Origin of the sequence: Labrenzia sp. THAF191a (assembly GCF_009363335.1) — a bacterium.
GTDB classification, from domain to species: Bacteria; Pseudomonadota; Alphaproteobacteria; order Rhizobiales; family Stappiaceae; genus Roseibium; species Roseibium algicola.
This window is the reverse complement of record NZ_CP045333.1, coordinates 4338404-4353020: the sequence shown is the minus strand read 5'-3', so window position 1 is coordinate 4353020 and position 14617 is coordinate 4338404. Positions and strand designations below refer to the sequence as shown.

Here is a 14617-nt window from a genome sequence, read left to right as displayed (position 1 = left end):
ATCTGATTTCACGCGATCGCAGCGGACACTTTGTGGGCAGTCACAAGCTGTTCACGGAAAACGCCCGCGGATTGAAAAAGGTCTCTTATTGCGAGCGCAGCTATTTTGTCCGCAGCCATTCCGTCGCCTGGACGCAAGTGGAAACCGAACGTGGCAACAAAGTTCAGGTGGAATTCAATTTTGGCCGTGGCTGGCGTCCGATCTGCGGCAATCCCGAGCGACAGGTCAGTCTTGAGGACATCGGCGTCACAATGAGCGCGCACGATCTTCTGGCAGCCCCAGATGAGACTTCGGCCCCACAAAGCAGACTTTCCGCGATCGGCGCAATGTTCCAGAGCAATAGCGCCGAAGAGGGCCACAGCACGTATCACACACGCTAAAAGCCGACTGCTTCTGGACAGATATTCGATATTTCCTCAACAAAATCAGTGCTTTTAAAGTTTTAATCAAACTAATTTCCCTTACGAAATCACTTTTACAAACACTTGCCGTATGGTCACCGTAAGCAGGAACCAACTCGCGAAATGATTTCGCGGCAAAGGGAACGGGATATGTTAATCCAACGTGCGCTTCTTGCAGGAAGTGCCCTCGCCCTTGCGTGCGCCAATGCGCAGGCCGGCAACAACACGCCGAAACCGGGTGACACCTACATTATTTCTCGCGACGGCAATCAGCTGTTCCGCGGCTCCCACCGCATCTATGACCGGATGGCGGACGGGCTGGTGGAAGTTCAGTATTGTGGCAGATCCTACTTTGTACGCTATGCGACAGTCGCCTGGACGCAGCTTGAAGTGCAGCAGGATTACAAGGTTCGGGTGGAGTTCAACCGGGGCAAAGGCTGGCGGCCGATTTGCGATCATCCTGAAGAACAGGTGACGCTTGAAGACCTCGGCGTACAGGATGATCCGAGACTTGTCGTTCAAAATGACGGGTCGTCGGTAAAGCGGGTAAACCGTTTCGCGGTTATTCGCGAAGCCTTCAAAACAACGGGTGGCGACAACGCTGCCAAGTCGTATCACGGCAACTAAAAAAGCCGGCACCGGGCTGGTAAGGCTCGGGTAAGCTGGTCAGCTTAGACTTTCAACAGGAACAGGTGACATAAACGCGTAGAAAAAAGGACCCTGACATGAAACGCGCGCTCGCGTTCTTCGCTGCACTGACGGCCGCTGGCACTGCCTTTGCCGGCGTCGCTTACGCTCAGAGCGACTTTTATATCAGGTCCCAGTATTCCAACGGTACGTTCACCGGGTTTCATGAAATTCTGACAAAACCGAAAGAGGGCTACTACCAGGCCCAATATTGCGACCGCACATTCTGGGTATCCTCGAACACCGTGATCTGGACGGAAGAAGAAGCTGCTGCCGGAAGAAACCTCGTGGTCGAAGAGAATGTCGGCTCCAGCCGCACGCCCGTCTGTACCGATTACACGTCCTTCGCAACGCTCGAAAGTCTCGGGTTGAAGAAGAAGGAAATCGAGCAGATCCGTCGCCAGGCAGAGCCCCTCGACATGCAGTCGAGCCGTATCCGCATCATTCGCGACGCCTTCAAGCAGTTCAAGTAGAACCACAGGTCAGCTTGATCAGGTCCCGTAAACCTGGTCCGCGCGGGCTTCGAAGGCGCTTGAAAACTTTCGGAAGGCCTTTTCGAACATGACGCCCATGAGAGAGCCGAGTGTCCGACTGCGGAATTCGTAGGAAATATAGAAACCGACGTTGCAGCTGCCCTCGCCCGAGTCCTCGAACGTCCATTTGTTTTCCAGGTGCTTGAACGGGCCGTCCAGGTATTCAACCAGGATTGTCCTGTCCTGCGGACGCAGTTCCACGCGGCTGGTGAAGGTTTCCTTGAACAGCTTGTAGGCAACTGTCATGTCGGCCACCAGCACCGTCCGTCCGCCATCCAGTTCCTTGCGGCCGCGCACGTGAAGATCCTGGCAAAGCGGCACGAATTCGGGATATCGCTCTACGTCGGCAACAAGGCGGAACATCTCGTCCGCCTTGTGGTTGACTTTGTGGTCGGATGAAAAACTGGGCATACGGTGTCCAGTGTCCTGTTGCTTTGGCGTTAGTGGCCGAGCTTTGCTTTGCGCGCGGCGCGAAGATCCGCGAAATCTTCACCTGCGTGGTGAGAAGACCTCGTCAACGGGCTTGCCGACACCTTCAGGAAACCTTTGGCGTAAGCAATACGCTCATAGCCTTTGAACTCTTCCGGTGTCACGAAGGACACGACCGGATGGTGCTTCTTGGAAGGTTGCAGATACTGGCCGACCGTCAGGAAATCGACATCAGCGGCCCGGAGGTCGTCCATCAGCTGCAGCACTTCGTTGCGCACTTCCCCCAACCCGACCATGATCCCGGACTTGGTGAACATTTCCGGATCAAGTTCCTTGACCTTCTGAAGAAGGCGGATCGAATGGAAATAGCGCGCTCCGGGGCGAACGGTCAGATATTTCGACGGTACTGTCTCAAGGTTGTGATTGAAGACATCGGGCTTCGCCGCCACGACGATCTCCAGAGCACCGTCCTTACGCAGGAAATCAGGCGTCAGAACCTCGATCGTGGTCGATGGCGCGGTCTTGCGAATGGCATTGATCACATCTGCGAAATGCTGTGCACCGCCATCGTCCAGATCGTCCCGGTCGACGGAGGTGATCACCACATGCTCGAGCCCCATTGCAGCAACGGCATCCGCAACACCCTGGGCCTCCTTCGGGTCGACTGGCCCTGGCATGCCCGTGCGCACGTTGCAGAAGGCGCAGGCACGGGTACAGGTATCACCAAGGATCATGAAGCTGGCATGCTTCTTCGACCAGCATTCACCGATGTTCGGGCATCCCGCCTCTTCGCAAACCGTAACGAGATTGTTCTCGCGCACGACATTCTGCGTTTCGCGGTAGACCGGCGATGTCGGTGCCTTGACGCGGATCCAGTGCGGCTTGCGCTGTATCGGATTGTCCGGACGGTGAGCCTTTTCCGGGTGGCGCGGGCGCGCTTCGGATTGCTGCTGCGGGCGATTGAGCGTGTCGACGATCGTAACCATGGGCCTTAAGTGTCGTTATTCCGGTGAAAGGTCAAGACGGATTAGCGTTGAGCCAGCTATGTGCTTAGCGCAGGACCGGTCAGTTCCTGAAGCCGCTCGCGTGCACGTTCCGAAAGCGGTTGGGACCTTCGTGTGCTCTCGTTCATCTGGACGATGACGGTCACCGCCTGCGCAACCGGCTTTCCATCCTGAAAAACCTTCTGGAACAGCTTGAACGAGCTGCGGCCAACGTCAAGCACCGCTGTGCCGATCTCCACTTCGCCCGGCCAGTTGACTTCCGCCAGGAAATCCAGCTCCAGCCGCGCGATCACAAAAGCTGCGCCTAGGTCAGCCAGCGCTTCATTGTAGAGCAGTTCAACGCGGCCGGTTTCCAGAAAAGTGGCGAACACGGCATTGTTGACGTGTCCCTGCCGGTCCGTATCACCATAGCGAAGCTTGTCGCCTGTCCTGAGAGCAAAAGCTTCCAGGCTCTCGAATTCGTTCGAATTCGTGCTCACTTGAACATCTTCTTCCAGATGAACAGGAACAGGATAGAGCCCAGAACCGCGATAATCAGACGATCGAGAATACCACCTGTCACATGCAGGTTGAGCAGCGATGCGAGTTCACCGCCAACCAGTGCCCCGACAAGGCCGACAACGAGGCTGCCAAGAAAACCACCGCGGCTGTTCAGCACCCGGTGAGCAACGGCGCCCGCAATGAGGCCGATGATGATTGTGATGATCCACCCCATCGCGGACTCCTATTTCCAGAAAATTCAATTCGTCAGGCAATCAGCCGCGCAAGCAGCACTACGACAATTGCTCCAACGGCCGCCACGACGATTTCATTGACGTAGGCATTGCCCAGATTGACGTTGATACCTGCGAGCTTGAACAGGAAACCACCGACAAATGCGCCAATGAGACCGCTGACGAGGTAACGGATCAGACCGCCGCCGCCAACGACGACGCTTGCAAGCCAACCGGCGATAATGCCGATTGCAACCCAGATCAAAATTGCTTTTACATCCATGACTGACGGCTCCTTTCAGCCCTTTCTCAGACGGCTTCACGTTACCCGTTTCAGAAAAAGCGTCCAGCGTTGATGTCCTGATCCACCTTCAGGCCTGCGCATTTCTTTCACTGTTTGCAGATCCAGAGTACGGCAAAAGGAAATCGGCCTCGGTGCAGTTTTGCCCCGAGGCCAAAAGGGATCAGGCGTTGAGCACCTTGCCGTAGGCGTCCAGCACAGCTTCCTTCATCATTTCCGACAAGGTCGGATGCGGGAAGATGGTGTGCATCAGCTCTTCTTCGGTTGTCTCGAGGTTCATCGCGACGACAAAGCCCTGAATGAGTTCGGTCACTTCTGCGCCGCACATATGCGCACCGAGAAGCTCGCCGGACTTCTTGTCAAAGATAACCTTGATCATCCCGTTGTCTTCGCCAAGCGCGATGGCCTTGCCGTTGGCGTTGAACATGTACCGCCCAACGCGGATGTCGCGGCCCTGTTCCTTCGCCTTTGCTTCGGTCAGCCCAACAGAGGCAACCTGCGGGTTACAGTAGGTGCAGCCCGGAATCTTGCGATGATCCATCCCGTGAACACCAGGCACACCTGCAATCTTCTCGATGCAAATCACGCCTTCATGTTCTGCCTTGTGAGCAAGCATTGGCGGACCGGCGACATCGCCAATGGCATAGAGGCCGGGCACATTGGTGCGGCCATACTCATCAATGACCACACATCCTCGGTCGGTTTTCACGCCAAGCGCTTCCAGACCGATATTCTCGATGTTGCCCTGAACGCCGACAGCGGAAATCAGATGATTAGCCGTAATCTTGCTGACCTTGCCGTCCTTGGTCTCCACGTGGGCAGTAATCGAATCTGCCGCCTTGTCGACCTTGGTCACCTTTGCTTCGGTAATGATCTTCAGACCGCGCTTCTCAAGAGCCTTGCGCGCGAATTTCGAGATTTCCTCGTCCTCGACCGGCATCACGTTGGCCATCAGCTCGACAACCGTTACGTCGACGCCCATGGATCGATAGAAGGACGCGAATTCGATCCCGATCGCACCCGACCCCATGACCACCAGCGATTTCGGCATCTTGGCCGGTTTCATGGCCTCGAAGTAGGTCCAGATAAGCTTGCCGTCCGGTTCAATGCCAGGCAAGGCACGCGGACGCGCACCAGTTGCCACGATGATATGCTTGGCGGTGTAGGTGCCTTCACCCTTCACGCCTTTTGGAACCGGATTTTGCGGCTCGACAACGGGCTTGGAAGATTTTCCGACCTTGACTTCGCCCGGTTTGGTGAGCTTGGCCTCACCCCAGATCACGTCGATCTTGTTCTTCTTCATGAGGAAACCGACGCCACCGTTCAGCCGAGCGGAAACGCCGCGCGAGCGCGCAACGACATCCTTGACGTCCGCCTTCATGGAGCCTTCCAGCGTCAACCCGAAGCTCTTGGCATGGTTGGCGTGGTCCAGGATTTCCGCTGAACGCAGCAGCGCCTTCGTCGGAATGCAGCCCCAGTTGAGGCAAATGCCGCCAAGGTGTTCGCGTTCAACGATCGCAGTCTTGAAGCCCAGCTGGGCAGAACGAATAGCGGTCACGTAACCACCCGGCCCTGAGCCGATAATGATCACGTCGTAATTGGTATCAGCCATGGTGTATTTCCCCGGCGAATGAAGTCATCGATTGAAAACGGCGCGGCGTTGCCGCCGCGCCGGAGATGAGGCTTAAACAAGCATGCTCATCGGGTTTTCGATGTAGCCCTTGAAGGCGGCAAGAAGCTCGGCGCCAAGCGCACCGTCCACGCAGCGGTGGTCGGTCGAAAGCGTCACGCTCATCACCGTGGCAACAGCCAGTTCGCCGTTCTTGACGACAGGGCGTTTTTCGCCGGCGCCGACGGCCAGAATGGTCGCATGCGGCGGGTTGACGACGGCCGAGAAGTTCTTCACGCCCATCATGCCCATGTTGGAGACCGCGGTGGTACCACCCTGGTACTCTTCGGGCTTCAGCTTCCGTTCTTTCGCGCGCTTGCCGTAATCCTTCATCTCGTTGGAAATCACGGAAAGAGGCTTTTCTTCCGCCCGGCGGATGATCGGCGTGATCAGGCCACCCGGGATGGAAACGGCGACACCGACATCGGCATGCTTGTGCATGACCATGTTGTCGTCGGTCCACGAGACGTTCGCATCAGGAACATCGCGCAGGGCCAGAGCCAGAGCCTTGATGGTCATGTCGTTGACCGAAAGCTTGTAGGCCGGCTTGCCTTCCTTGTCCTTGGCGGCAGCATCATTTAGCTGTGCCCGAAGAGCCAGAAGTGCGTCGAGTTCACAGTCCACGGACACATAGAAATGCGGAATGGTCTGCTTCGACTCGGTGAGACGCTTGGCAATGGTCTTGCGCATGCCGTCATGCGGCACGAGTTCGTAGCTGTCCTTGTCGAACAGTTTCAGAACCTGTTCCGCAGACGGGCCGGTTGCCATAGCCGGTGCCGCAGCAGCCTTCGGTGCTTCCGCAGCAGCAGCGGCGGGCGCTGCCTTGCCTGTACCTGCAGCAAGAGCTGCCTCGATGTCGCGCTTGACGATGCGGCCATGCGGACCGGAACCGGAAAGTGCTTTCAGGTCGAGACCGTTGAGCTGAGCCAGACGGCGAGCCAGCGGTGACGAAAAGATGCGGTTTCCGTCAGCGGCTTTGGGAGCCGGAACCGGATCCGTTGCCGCCTTTGCCCCGACCTCAATCGCCGGAGAGCTTTCCGGCACAGCCGGAGCCTTGTCGCCCCCCGATGAAGAAGCAGGTGCCGCCGCTCCACCGGAGGTGTCGATGGAACTGGCATCTTCACCGTCTTCCAGAAGTACGGCGATCAGCTCGTTGACCTTCACGCCTGCGGTTCCCGCAGCCACGACAATCTTGCCGACAGTGCCTTCGTCAACCGCTTCCACTTCCATGGTCGCCTTGTCGGTTTCAATCTCGGCGATTACATCGCCAGCCGAAACCTGATCGCCTTCCTTGACCAGCCATTTGGCCAGGTTGCCCTCCTCCATGGTCGGAGAAAGGGCCGGCATGGTAATATTGATTGGCATGTCCGTCTCCCTGGCCTCAGGCGGTATAGGTTACGGCTTTGACCGCATCGATGACTTCACCAACGTTCGGCAGAGCCAGCTTTTCCAGGTTTGCAGCGTAAGGCATGGGAACGTCCTTGCCGGTCACGCGCAGGATCGGTGCGTCAAGATAGTCGAACGCCTTTTCCTGGACCTGGTACGCGATTTCCGATGAAACGGAGCACATCGGGAAGGCTTCTTCGATCGTCACGATCCGGCCAGTCTTGCGGACGGACGCCAGCACGGTGTCGATATCCAGCGGACGAATGGTGCGCAGGTTGATGACCTCGGCCGAGATCCCCATTCCGGCCAGCTCTTCAGCTGCCTTGATGGTGTAGGTCATGCCGATGCCCCAGGAAACCAGCGTCACGTCCGTTCCGCCGCGTTCCACCTTCGCCTTGCCGATCGGCAGAACGAAATCGTCCATGTCCGGGACTTCGAAGGAATGACCGTAAAGGATTTCGTTTTCCAGGAAGATGACCGGGTTCGGGTCGCGAATTGCTACCTTCAAAAGGCCTTTTGCATCCGCAGCCGAATACGGCTGGACCACCTTCAGGCCCGGCACGTGGGCGTACCAGGAAGCGTAATCCTGCGAATGCTGGGCACCTACACGCGCCGCGGCACCGTTTGGTCCACGGAAGACAATCGGGGCACCCATCTGACCGCCGGACATGTACAACGTCTTGGCGGCGGAGTTGATGATCTGGTCAATCGCCTGCATGGCGAAGTTGAAGGTCATGAACTCGACGATCGGCTTCAGACCGGCCATCGCTGCCCCGACGCCAAGGCCGGCAAAGCCGTGCTCGGTGATCGGCGTGTCGATGACACGCTTTGCGGAAAACTCGTCCAGCAGGCCCTGGGTGATCTTGTAGGCGCCCTGATACTCCGCGACTTCCTCACCCATAATGAAGACGTCCGGATCACGGCGCATTTCCTCTGCCATCGCATCACGCAAAGCTTCGCGTACGGTGGAGGACTTCATTGCCGTACCGGCCGGAATTTCCGGATCGTCAGCAGTTTCTGGTGCAGGAGCAGCAGGCGTCGGAGCGGAGGCCACAGCCGGTGCGCTCGAAGCTTCTGCAGCCGCAGGGGCTTCAGGGGCCGCAGCGGCGGCTGGCGCGGAAGCTGCAGCGTCGATGGCACTGGCGTCTTCGCCCTCGGCCAGCAGAACAGCAATCTTCTCGTTCACCTTGACGTTGTCGGTTCCTTCGGCAACCAGGATTTTTCCAAGCGTGCCTTCATCAACCGCTTCCACTTCCATGGTGGCCTTGTCGGTCTCGATTTCGGCGATCACATCGCCAGCAGAGATGGTGTCGCCCTCGGCCTTCAGCCACTTGGCGAGCTTGCCCTCTTCCATAGTCGGCGAAAGCGCCGGCATCAAAATGTCAATCGGCATGTTGTCCCCCGGCCTTAGAGCAGAATGTCGGTGTAGAGTTCAGACACATCCGGTTCCGGATCCGTCTGTGCAAATTCGGCAGCTTCCGCGACCCTGGCCCGCACATCCTTGTCGATGGCCTTGAGGTCGTCTTCGGAAGCCCACCCCTTGTCCATGAGGCGCGCACGCACCTGTTCGATCGGATCATGTTCAGTCCGCATCTTCTGGACTTCGTCCTTGGAGCGGTATTTTGCCGGATCCGACATGGAATGGCCGCGGTAGCGGTAGGTGATCATTTCCAGAATGAACGGCCCCTTGCCTTCACGGCACCATTCCAGAGCTTCAGCGGAGGCTGCCTTGACTGCACGCACATCCATACCGTCGACCTGCTTGCCCGGAATTCCGAAGGAAGCACCGCGTTGGGAAAGATCTGTGGTGGCGGAGGCGCGGGCTACGCTGGTGCCCATGCCGTACTTGTTGTTCTCGATCACATAAACGACCGGAAGCTTCCACAGCTCGGCCATGTTGAAGCTCTCGTAGACCTGACCCTGGTTGGACGCGCCGTCACCAAAGAAGGCCATCGCGACATTGCCGTTTTCACGGTACTTGTTCGCGAAGCCGAGGCCGGTGCCGAGCGACACCTGCGCACCGACGATGCCATGGCCGCCATAGAAATGCTTCTCCTTGGAGAACATGTGCATGGAGCCGCCCTTGCCTTTCGACAAGCCACCGCGACGACCGGTCAATTCCGCCATCACACCTTTCGGATCGAGATCCATTGCCAGCATGTGGCCATGATCCCGGTAACCGGTGATCATCTGATCGCCGTCTTTCTTGGCCATCTGCATACCGACGACGACAGCTTCCTGTCCGATATACAGATGACAAAATCCGCCGATGAGGCCCATGCCGTACAATTGCCCGGCTTTTTCCTCAAAACGGCGGATCAGAAGCATTTCGCGGTAAGCGTGAAGTTCTTCGTCCTTATCGAACTCGGCGATCGCAGGCTGCGCCTTCTTGGCGGAGCTGCGGGTCCGGCTGGTGCTCTTGGAGCTAGCGGAAGTGGTCTTTGATGCTGTGGCCATAACCCTCATCTCGGCGTGACGTTTCCCCTAAGATAGGTAGGAGCAACTTATCCGGTTGGGTCTGTCAATCCAATCCACGCATCTCGCACTGCAACAACTGCATCAAGATATTGTCATTGCTGAGGAATTTTATATTTAACCAGATTTTTGTTAATGCAGTAAAATCAACTGAAATTCAGTTCATGCTGTAACGGTGACCCGGTCTGAGAACAACCAGCTCGTCAGGATGCACCAGGTTGAGATTGAGCCTTGCGCGTTCATCGAGCATATCAGGGTCGAGGCTCTCCGGCCGAAGCAGACTAACCCTTGAGACGAGTTCCTGACGCTGTGCGGTCAAGACAGCCAACTCCCCTTCAAGTTCGGACACCTGACGCTCGATCATTGCGCGGCCAACCATTCCGAGCTCACCGCTCATTGCATGGAAGCCAAAATAACCAAGCGCAGCAATGGCGATTGCAGGCGTGATCAATCGACGGAGAAATGACTGTTTTCGCTGACGGGTAGCTGCTCGGGGCACTCTTTGGACCTTAACGCTGATACACTGGCCTCTTGGTTCTCTCACTATGCGGATTTAGGTTTAATAGAGTCTTGAGACAGCCAATCAAATGCACGGTAAATTTGTGTCCGGCGAGAGCAGCCCATGGATCAGTGGACGACCGCACGCGCAGAAATGGTTGAGCAGCAACTGCACAGGCGCGGCATCAGCGATAAACGGGTTCTGGCCGCCATGGCCAGTGTGCCGCGCCATATCTTTGTTCCGGAGAGCGAGTTAAACCGAGCTTACCGGGATGGGCCTTTGTCCATCGGATATGGCCAGACAATATCCCAGCCCTACGTTGTGGCTCTCACTTGCGAACTGCTTGAAATCAGTGAAAACGCGAAGGTTCTGGAGATCGGGGCAGGTTCTGGTTACGCAGCAGCCGTGCTTGGAAAGCTCGCTCACAAAGTCATTACGATCGATCGACTTCAGGAGCTCGTCAGCCTTTCCAGGAAAAATCTGGAACAGGCAGGTTGCAGGAACGTCGAGGTCCTTTGCGCCGACGGAACACTCGGCTATCCGGCCGAGGCTCCCTTCGATGCCATCGCTGTTGCGGCCGGAGCGCCGGCTGTTCCCGATTCTCTCAAAAAGCAACTCAAGGTAGGCGGTCGGTTGGTGATTCCGGTTGGCAGGTCAAAGCGGCAGCAAGATCTCATCCGGGTCGAACGGCTTTCCGAAACCGAGTTCAAAACAGACAATCTCGGGGCTGTCGCCTACGTACCTCTGGTGGGTGCCGAAGGATGGGCGGATGTGAGCTGAGGCCTATCGGGTGTCAATCGCCAACTTCGGGTATCCCGGCGCCCCTTTCTACTGGTTCAAGCGTTGTTTCAGAAAAACTCTGTAAAACAGGAAGTTATTCTGGCTTGGGGCCACCAGGTCGTCCTTCGCGAACACCTCGGTTCGCCGGATAACCACATGTTCAGTGCGATATTGGGCCGGCTCCTGCTCGAGTCCGCGCACTCGTTCCACACGTCTGAGCGAGCCGGCGAACTCTGTCTCAGGCGGCCGCCAGGCGCGCCAGCTTGGTCAGCACCGTTGCGGTCCCTTTCAAACGGGCGTCGGTTTTATCCCAGTCGCGCGTCAGGACCACCTTCTGATCCGGACGGATCTTCGCAAGGACACCCTGCTCGGCAATGTAGGAAACCAGACCGGCTGGATTGGAGAATTCGCTATTGCGGAACGTGATGACGATCCCTTTCGGCCCGGCATCGACCTTCTCCACATTGGCCTTGCGGCAAAGCCCCTTGATGAAGACGATCTTGAGGAGATGCTGCACTTCTTCCGGCAACGGTCCAAAGCGATCGATCAGTTCCGCACCAAAGGAATCGATTTCCTCCGCCTCGGTAACATCGCCCAAACGACGGTAAAGCTGCAGACGCAGTTGCAGGTCGGCGACGTAGTTTTCCGGGATAAGAACAGGCGTGCCGATGTTGATTTGCGGCGACCACTGCTCGTCGCCAAAATCCGCGCCTCCATCCTTGAGCTGGGCAACCGCCTCTTCCAGCATCTGCTGGTAAAGTTCAAATCCGACTTCCTTGATATGCCCGGACTGCTCCTCGCCAAGCAGGTTCCCTGCCCCGCGAATGTCGAGATCGTGGCTGGCCAGCTGGAAGCCCGCCCCCAATGTTTCGAGAGACTGCAGCACCTTCAATCGGCGCTCGGCAGTCGCCGTCAACGTCTTGTTGGCTGGAACGGTAAAGAGCGCATAGGCGCGGGCCTTGGACCGGCCGACACGTCCGCGCAGCTGGTAGAGCTGCGCAAGGCCGAACATATCAGCCCGGTGCACGATCAACGTGTTCGCGGTCGGAATATCCAGCCCGGATTCCACGATCGTTGTCGACAGCAGGACATTGTACTTGCCCTCATAGAAGGCGTTCATGACGTCTTCCAGTTCGCCCGGAGGCATCTGGCCGTGGGCAACCGCCACTTTCAGTTCAGGCACCTGATTTTCAAGAAACTCGAGGCGCTCTGCAATGTCGGCAAGGCGCGGACAGACATAGAAGCTCTGCCCGCCCCTGTAATGCTCGCGCAGAAGGGCCTCTCGAACCACCAACGGATCGAACGGCGAGACGAACGTGCGCACCGCCAGCCGGTCAACCGGCGGCGTTGCGATCAGCGACAGTTCGCGTACGCCGGTCAGTGCAAGCTGCAAGGTCCGCGGGATCGGTGTCGCCGATAGCGTCAGCACGTGAACGTCCGATTTCAGCTCCTTCAGCCGCTCCTTGTGCTTGACCCCGAAATGCTGTTCCTCGTCGATGATAAGCAGGCCGAGATCACGGAATTCGATGGACTTGCCCAGCAGCGCATGGGTGCCGACGACAATATCGACTGATCCGTCCGTGATGCCTTTCTTGGTCAGGCTCAGTTGCTTCGTGGGCACCAGGCGGGATGCATGGGCTACGTTGATCGGCAGACCATGAAAGCGCTCGGAGAAGGTCTTGAAGTGTTGACGGGCCAAAAGGGTTGTCGGCACCACCACCGCAACCTGGCGCCCGGACATGGCGGCAATGAAAGCGGCACGAAGTGCCACTTCCGTCTTGCCGAATCCAACGTCGCCGCAAACCAGCCGATCCATCGGCCTCCCTGATGACAGATCGTCGAAAACCGCATCGATCGCCGTAAGCTGATCGTCTGTTTCCTCGTAGGGGAATCGCGTCGCGAACTCGTCGTAGACGCCTTCCGGTGTTTCCACCACCGGCGCGGTCTTGAGAGCACGTTGAGCTGCTGTCTTGATCAGGCCGTCGGCGATTTCCAGAATGCGCTTCTTGAGCTTGGCCTTGCGTGCCTGCCAGGCACCGCCACCGAGCTTGTCGAGCTGGGCTTCCTGATCTTCCGAGCCATAGCGGGACAGAAGCTCGATGTTTTCAACAGGAAGATAGAGTTTGTCGCCACCGGCATATTGAAGTTCCAGGCAGTCATGCGGTGCACCGACAGCTTCGATCGTTTTCAGACCGATGAACCTGCCGATACCGTGGTCCACGTGAACGACGAGATCGCCTTCCGAAAGGCCCGTCGCTTCGGTAATGACGTTGGCGCCCTTGGACTTGCGACGCGACTTGCGAACCAGCCTGTCACCAAGGATGTCCTGCTCGCCGATGAAGACGACGTCATTGAGCTCAAAGCCATGCTCGATGCCCAGTACACACAGCGCGGTTGTCTTGGCGGGAAGTCCCTCGATGTCCTTCAGCGTGTCCGCATTCTTGACCGCTCCAAGACCATGGTCTTCAAGGATCTGGCCGAGACGGTCGCGCGAACCTTCCGACCAGCAGGCAATCACCGTGCGTTTGCCCTGTTTTTGCAGTTGGCGCACGTGAGTTGTCAGCGCGTCAAAAATGTTGATGTCGCCCGCTGCCCTTTCGGCAGCAAAACTCCGGCCCTGACGCCCGCCCAGTTCGACAATCGTCTTGCCGCTGCCTGGCGGCGGCGTAAAGGGATCAAGTGCGGCGCTTGCGCGGTCGGCAACAGCTGCACGCCATTCCTCTTCGGTGACATAGAGACTGGCCGGTTCCACCGGCATGTAAGGCACCGTTCCGGCGCTTGTCCCCATTTCGCGCGCTTCCTGACGTGCGCGGTAGTATTCCGTGACCTGGTCGACGCGTTCGCGGACTGCGTCACTCATGCTGGTGTCCAGCACGACAGGCGTGTCGCCGATGTAGTCGAACAGACTTTCCAGTCGGTCGTGGAACAGCGGCAGCCAATGCTCCATGCCGGCATACCGGCGACCGTCGCTGATCGACTGATAGAGCACGTCTTCACGGCTGGCTGCGCCAAAATTGGCGAGATAGGAACGACGGAAGCGTGAGATGCCTTCCTCGGACAGTACGACCTCGCTCATCGGAACCAGGTCAAGGCGTTTCAGCTGTTTGGAGGTTCTCTGTGTTTCCGCGTTGAATGAGCGGATCGATTCAAGGGTATCGCCGAAGAAATCGAGCCGCACGGGCTCCTCCGCTCCAGGCGCAAAGAGATCGACAATACCGCCACGAACAGCATATTCGCCGGTTTCACGAACGGTCGGGGTCCGCGAAAAGCCGTTCATCTCCAGCCATGTGGAGATCGCTCCCATGTCGACCCGGTTACCCGGTGCCATGGAGAAGGTCTGGTCGGCCATGAAAGAGCGCTCGGGAACACGCTGAAGTGCCGCGTTGAGCGTTGTCATCAGGACGGTTTTCTTGCCGTCCGTCATGCCACGCGCAAGTTGGCCGAGCGCAAGCAGGCGGCGTGCACTGATCGCAGAATTGGGCGAAACGCGGTCGTATGGCAGGCAATCCCAGGCGGGCAACTGCAGGATTTCGACCTCGGGATCGAAGAACTGAAGTGCTTCGCTGACCATGGCCATGCGCGTGGCGTCGCGGGCGACAAATACCAGGGCAAGGCCCTGCGCTCGGGATTCGGCAAGCAGCCTTGCAAGAGCGTAGCTTTCGGCCCCATCCGGAACGCCGGCAAGCGTCACGTTGGCCTGATCCTTCAGCAGGCTGTCAAACACAGCTGGCGTCCTTGTT

Annotated in this window: 15 protein-coding genes; 4 read left to right on the top strand and 11 right to left on the bottom strand. The window is 57.8% G+C overall.

Annotated elements, in window-relative coordinates; all coding sequences use genetic code 11:
• Nucleotides 1-71 precede the first annotated feature (71 nt).
• The 3 genes from FIV05_RS20095 to FIV05_RS20085 all read left to right on the top strand — a co-directional run bounded on the left by FIV05_RS20095 (nucleotide 72) and on the right by FIV05_RS20085 (nucleotide 1561).
• A complete protein-coding gene (locus FIV05_RS20095) occupies nucleotides 72-380 on the top strand; it encodes a hypothetical protein (RefSeq protein WP_152512533.1) in 309 nt (102 codons plus the stop codon).
• 171 nt (nucleotides 381-551) lie between these two features.
• Nucleotides 552-1028 carry a hypothetical protein gene (locus FIV05_RS20090; RefSeq protein ID WP_152510736.1) on the top strand — a complete coding sequence of 159 codons (477 nt, stop codon included), beginning with the start codon at nucleotides 552-554 and terminating at the stop codon, nucleotides 1026-1028.
• Between the two features lie 98 nt (nucleotides 1029-1126).
• Entirely contained in the window at nucleotides 1127-1561 is a 435-nt protein-coding gene (locus FIV05_RS20085) for a hypothetical protein (RefSeq protein WP_152510735.1), read from the top strand.
• An 18-nt stretch (nucleotides 1562-1579) separates the two neighbouring features.
• Here the strand turns inward: FIV05_RS20085 and FIV05_RS20080 are convergent, their stop codons facing one another.
• From FIV05_RS20080 to FIV05_RS20035, 10 genes are all read right to left on the bottom strand, one after another.
• A complete protein-coding gene (locus tag FIV05_RS20080) occupies nucleotides 1580-2032 on the bottom strand; it encodes a type II toxin-antitoxin system RatA family toxin (RefSeq protein ID WP_152510734.1) in 453 nt (150 codons plus the stop codon).
• 29 nt (nucleotides 2033-2061) lie between these two features.
• Nucleotides 2062-3036 carry a lipoyl synthase gene (gene lipA / locus FIV05_RS20075; RefSeq protein ID WP_022998575.1) on the bottom strand — a complete coding sequence of 325 codons (975 nt, stop codon included), beginning with the start codon at nucleotides 3034-3036 and terminating at the stop codon, nucleotides 2062-2064.
• A gap of 56 nt (nucleotides 3037-3092) precedes the next feature.
• Nucleotides 3093-3533 carry a thioesterase family protein gene (locus FIV05_RS20070; RefSeq protein ID WP_152510733.1) on the bottom strand — a complete coding sequence of 147 codons (441 nt, stop codon included), beginning with the start codon at nucleotides 3531-3533 and terminating at the stop codon, nucleotides 3093-3095.
• Nucleotides 3530-3769 (bottom strand): GlsB/YeaQ/YmgE family stress response membrane protein, encoded by a 240-nt coding sequence (locus tag FIV05_RS20065; protein WP_022998573.1) that lies wholly within the window; start codon nucleotides 3767-3769, stop codon nucleotides 3530-3532. The genes FIV05_RS20070 and FIV05_RS20065 overlap by 4 nt, the downstream gene beginning before the upstream one ends.
• 32 nt (nucleotides 3770-3801) lie before the next feature.
• Nucleotides 3802-4050 carry a GlsB/YeaQ/YmgE family stress response membrane protein gene (locus tag FIV05_RS20060; RefSeq protein WP_022998572.1) on the bottom strand — a complete coding sequence of 83 codons (249 nt, stop codon included), beginning with the start codon at nucleotides 4048-4050 and terminating at the stop codon, nucleotides 3802-3804.
• A 181-nt stretch (nucleotides 4051-4231) separates the two neighbouring features.
• Nucleotides 4232-5680 (bottom strand): dihydrolipoyl dehydrogenase, encoded by a 1449-nt coding sequence (lpdA, locus tag FIV05_RS20055; protein WP_152510732.1) that lies wholly within the window; start codon nucleotides 5678-5680, stop codon nucleotides 4232-4234.
• A 72-nt stretch (nucleotides 5681-5752) separates the two neighbouring features.
• Nucleotides 5753-7102 carry a pyruvate dehydrogenase complex dihydrolipoamide acetyltransferase gene (locus tag FIV05_RS20050; RefSeq protein WP_055654387.1) on the bottom strand — a complete coding sequence of 450 codons (1350 nt, stop codon included), beginning with the start codon at nucleotides 7100-7102 and terminating at the stop codon, nucleotides 5753-5755.
• A 16-nt stretch (nucleotides 7103-7118) separates the two neighbouring features.
• Nucleotides 7119-8516, bottom strand: coding sequence for a pyruvate dehydrogenase complex E1 component subunit beta (locus FIV05_RS20045; RefSeq protein ID WP_152510731.1), 1398 nt, complete (start codon nucleotides 8514-8516; stop codon nucleotides 7119-7121).
• A gap of 14 nt (nucleotides 8517-8530) precedes the next feature.
• The gene (pdhA, locus tag FIV05_RS20040) at nucleotides 8531-9451 is read right to left on the bottom strand and encodes a pyruvate dehydrogenase (acetyl-transferring) E1 component subunit alpha (protein WP_228866669.1); all 921 of its coding nucleotides are present in this window, start codon (nucleotides 9449-9451) and stop codon (nucleotides 8531-8533) included.
• A gap of 304 nt (nucleotides 9452-9755) precedes the next feature.
• Nucleotides 9756-9977 carry a septum formation initiator family protein gene (locus FIV05_RS20035; protein WP_228866647.1) on the bottom strand — a complete coding sequence of 74 codons (222 nt, stop codon included), beginning with the start codon at nucleotides 9975-9977 and terminating at the stop codon, nucleotides 9756-9758.
• A 243-nt stretch (nucleotides 9978-10220) separates the two neighbouring features.
• On the opposite strand from FIV05_RS20035, the gene FIV05_RS20030 reads away from it, so the two are divergent.
• A complete protein-coding gene (locus FIV05_RS20030; protein ID WP_152510730.1) occupies nucleotides 10221-10877 on the top strand; it encodes a protein-L-isoaspartate(D-aspartate) O-methyltransferase in 657 nt (218 codons plus the stop codon).
• 238 nt (nucleotides 10878-11115) lie between these two features.
• On the opposite strand, the gene mfd is transcribed toward FIV05_RS20030, so the two are convergent.
• A complete protein-coding gene (gene mfd, locus FIV05_RS20025; RefSeq protein ID WP_152510729.1) occupies nucleotides 11116-14601 on the bottom strand; it encodes a transcription-repair coupling factor in 3486 nt (1161 codons plus the stop codon).
• Between the last annotated feature and the right edge of the window lie 16 nt (nucleotides 14602-14617).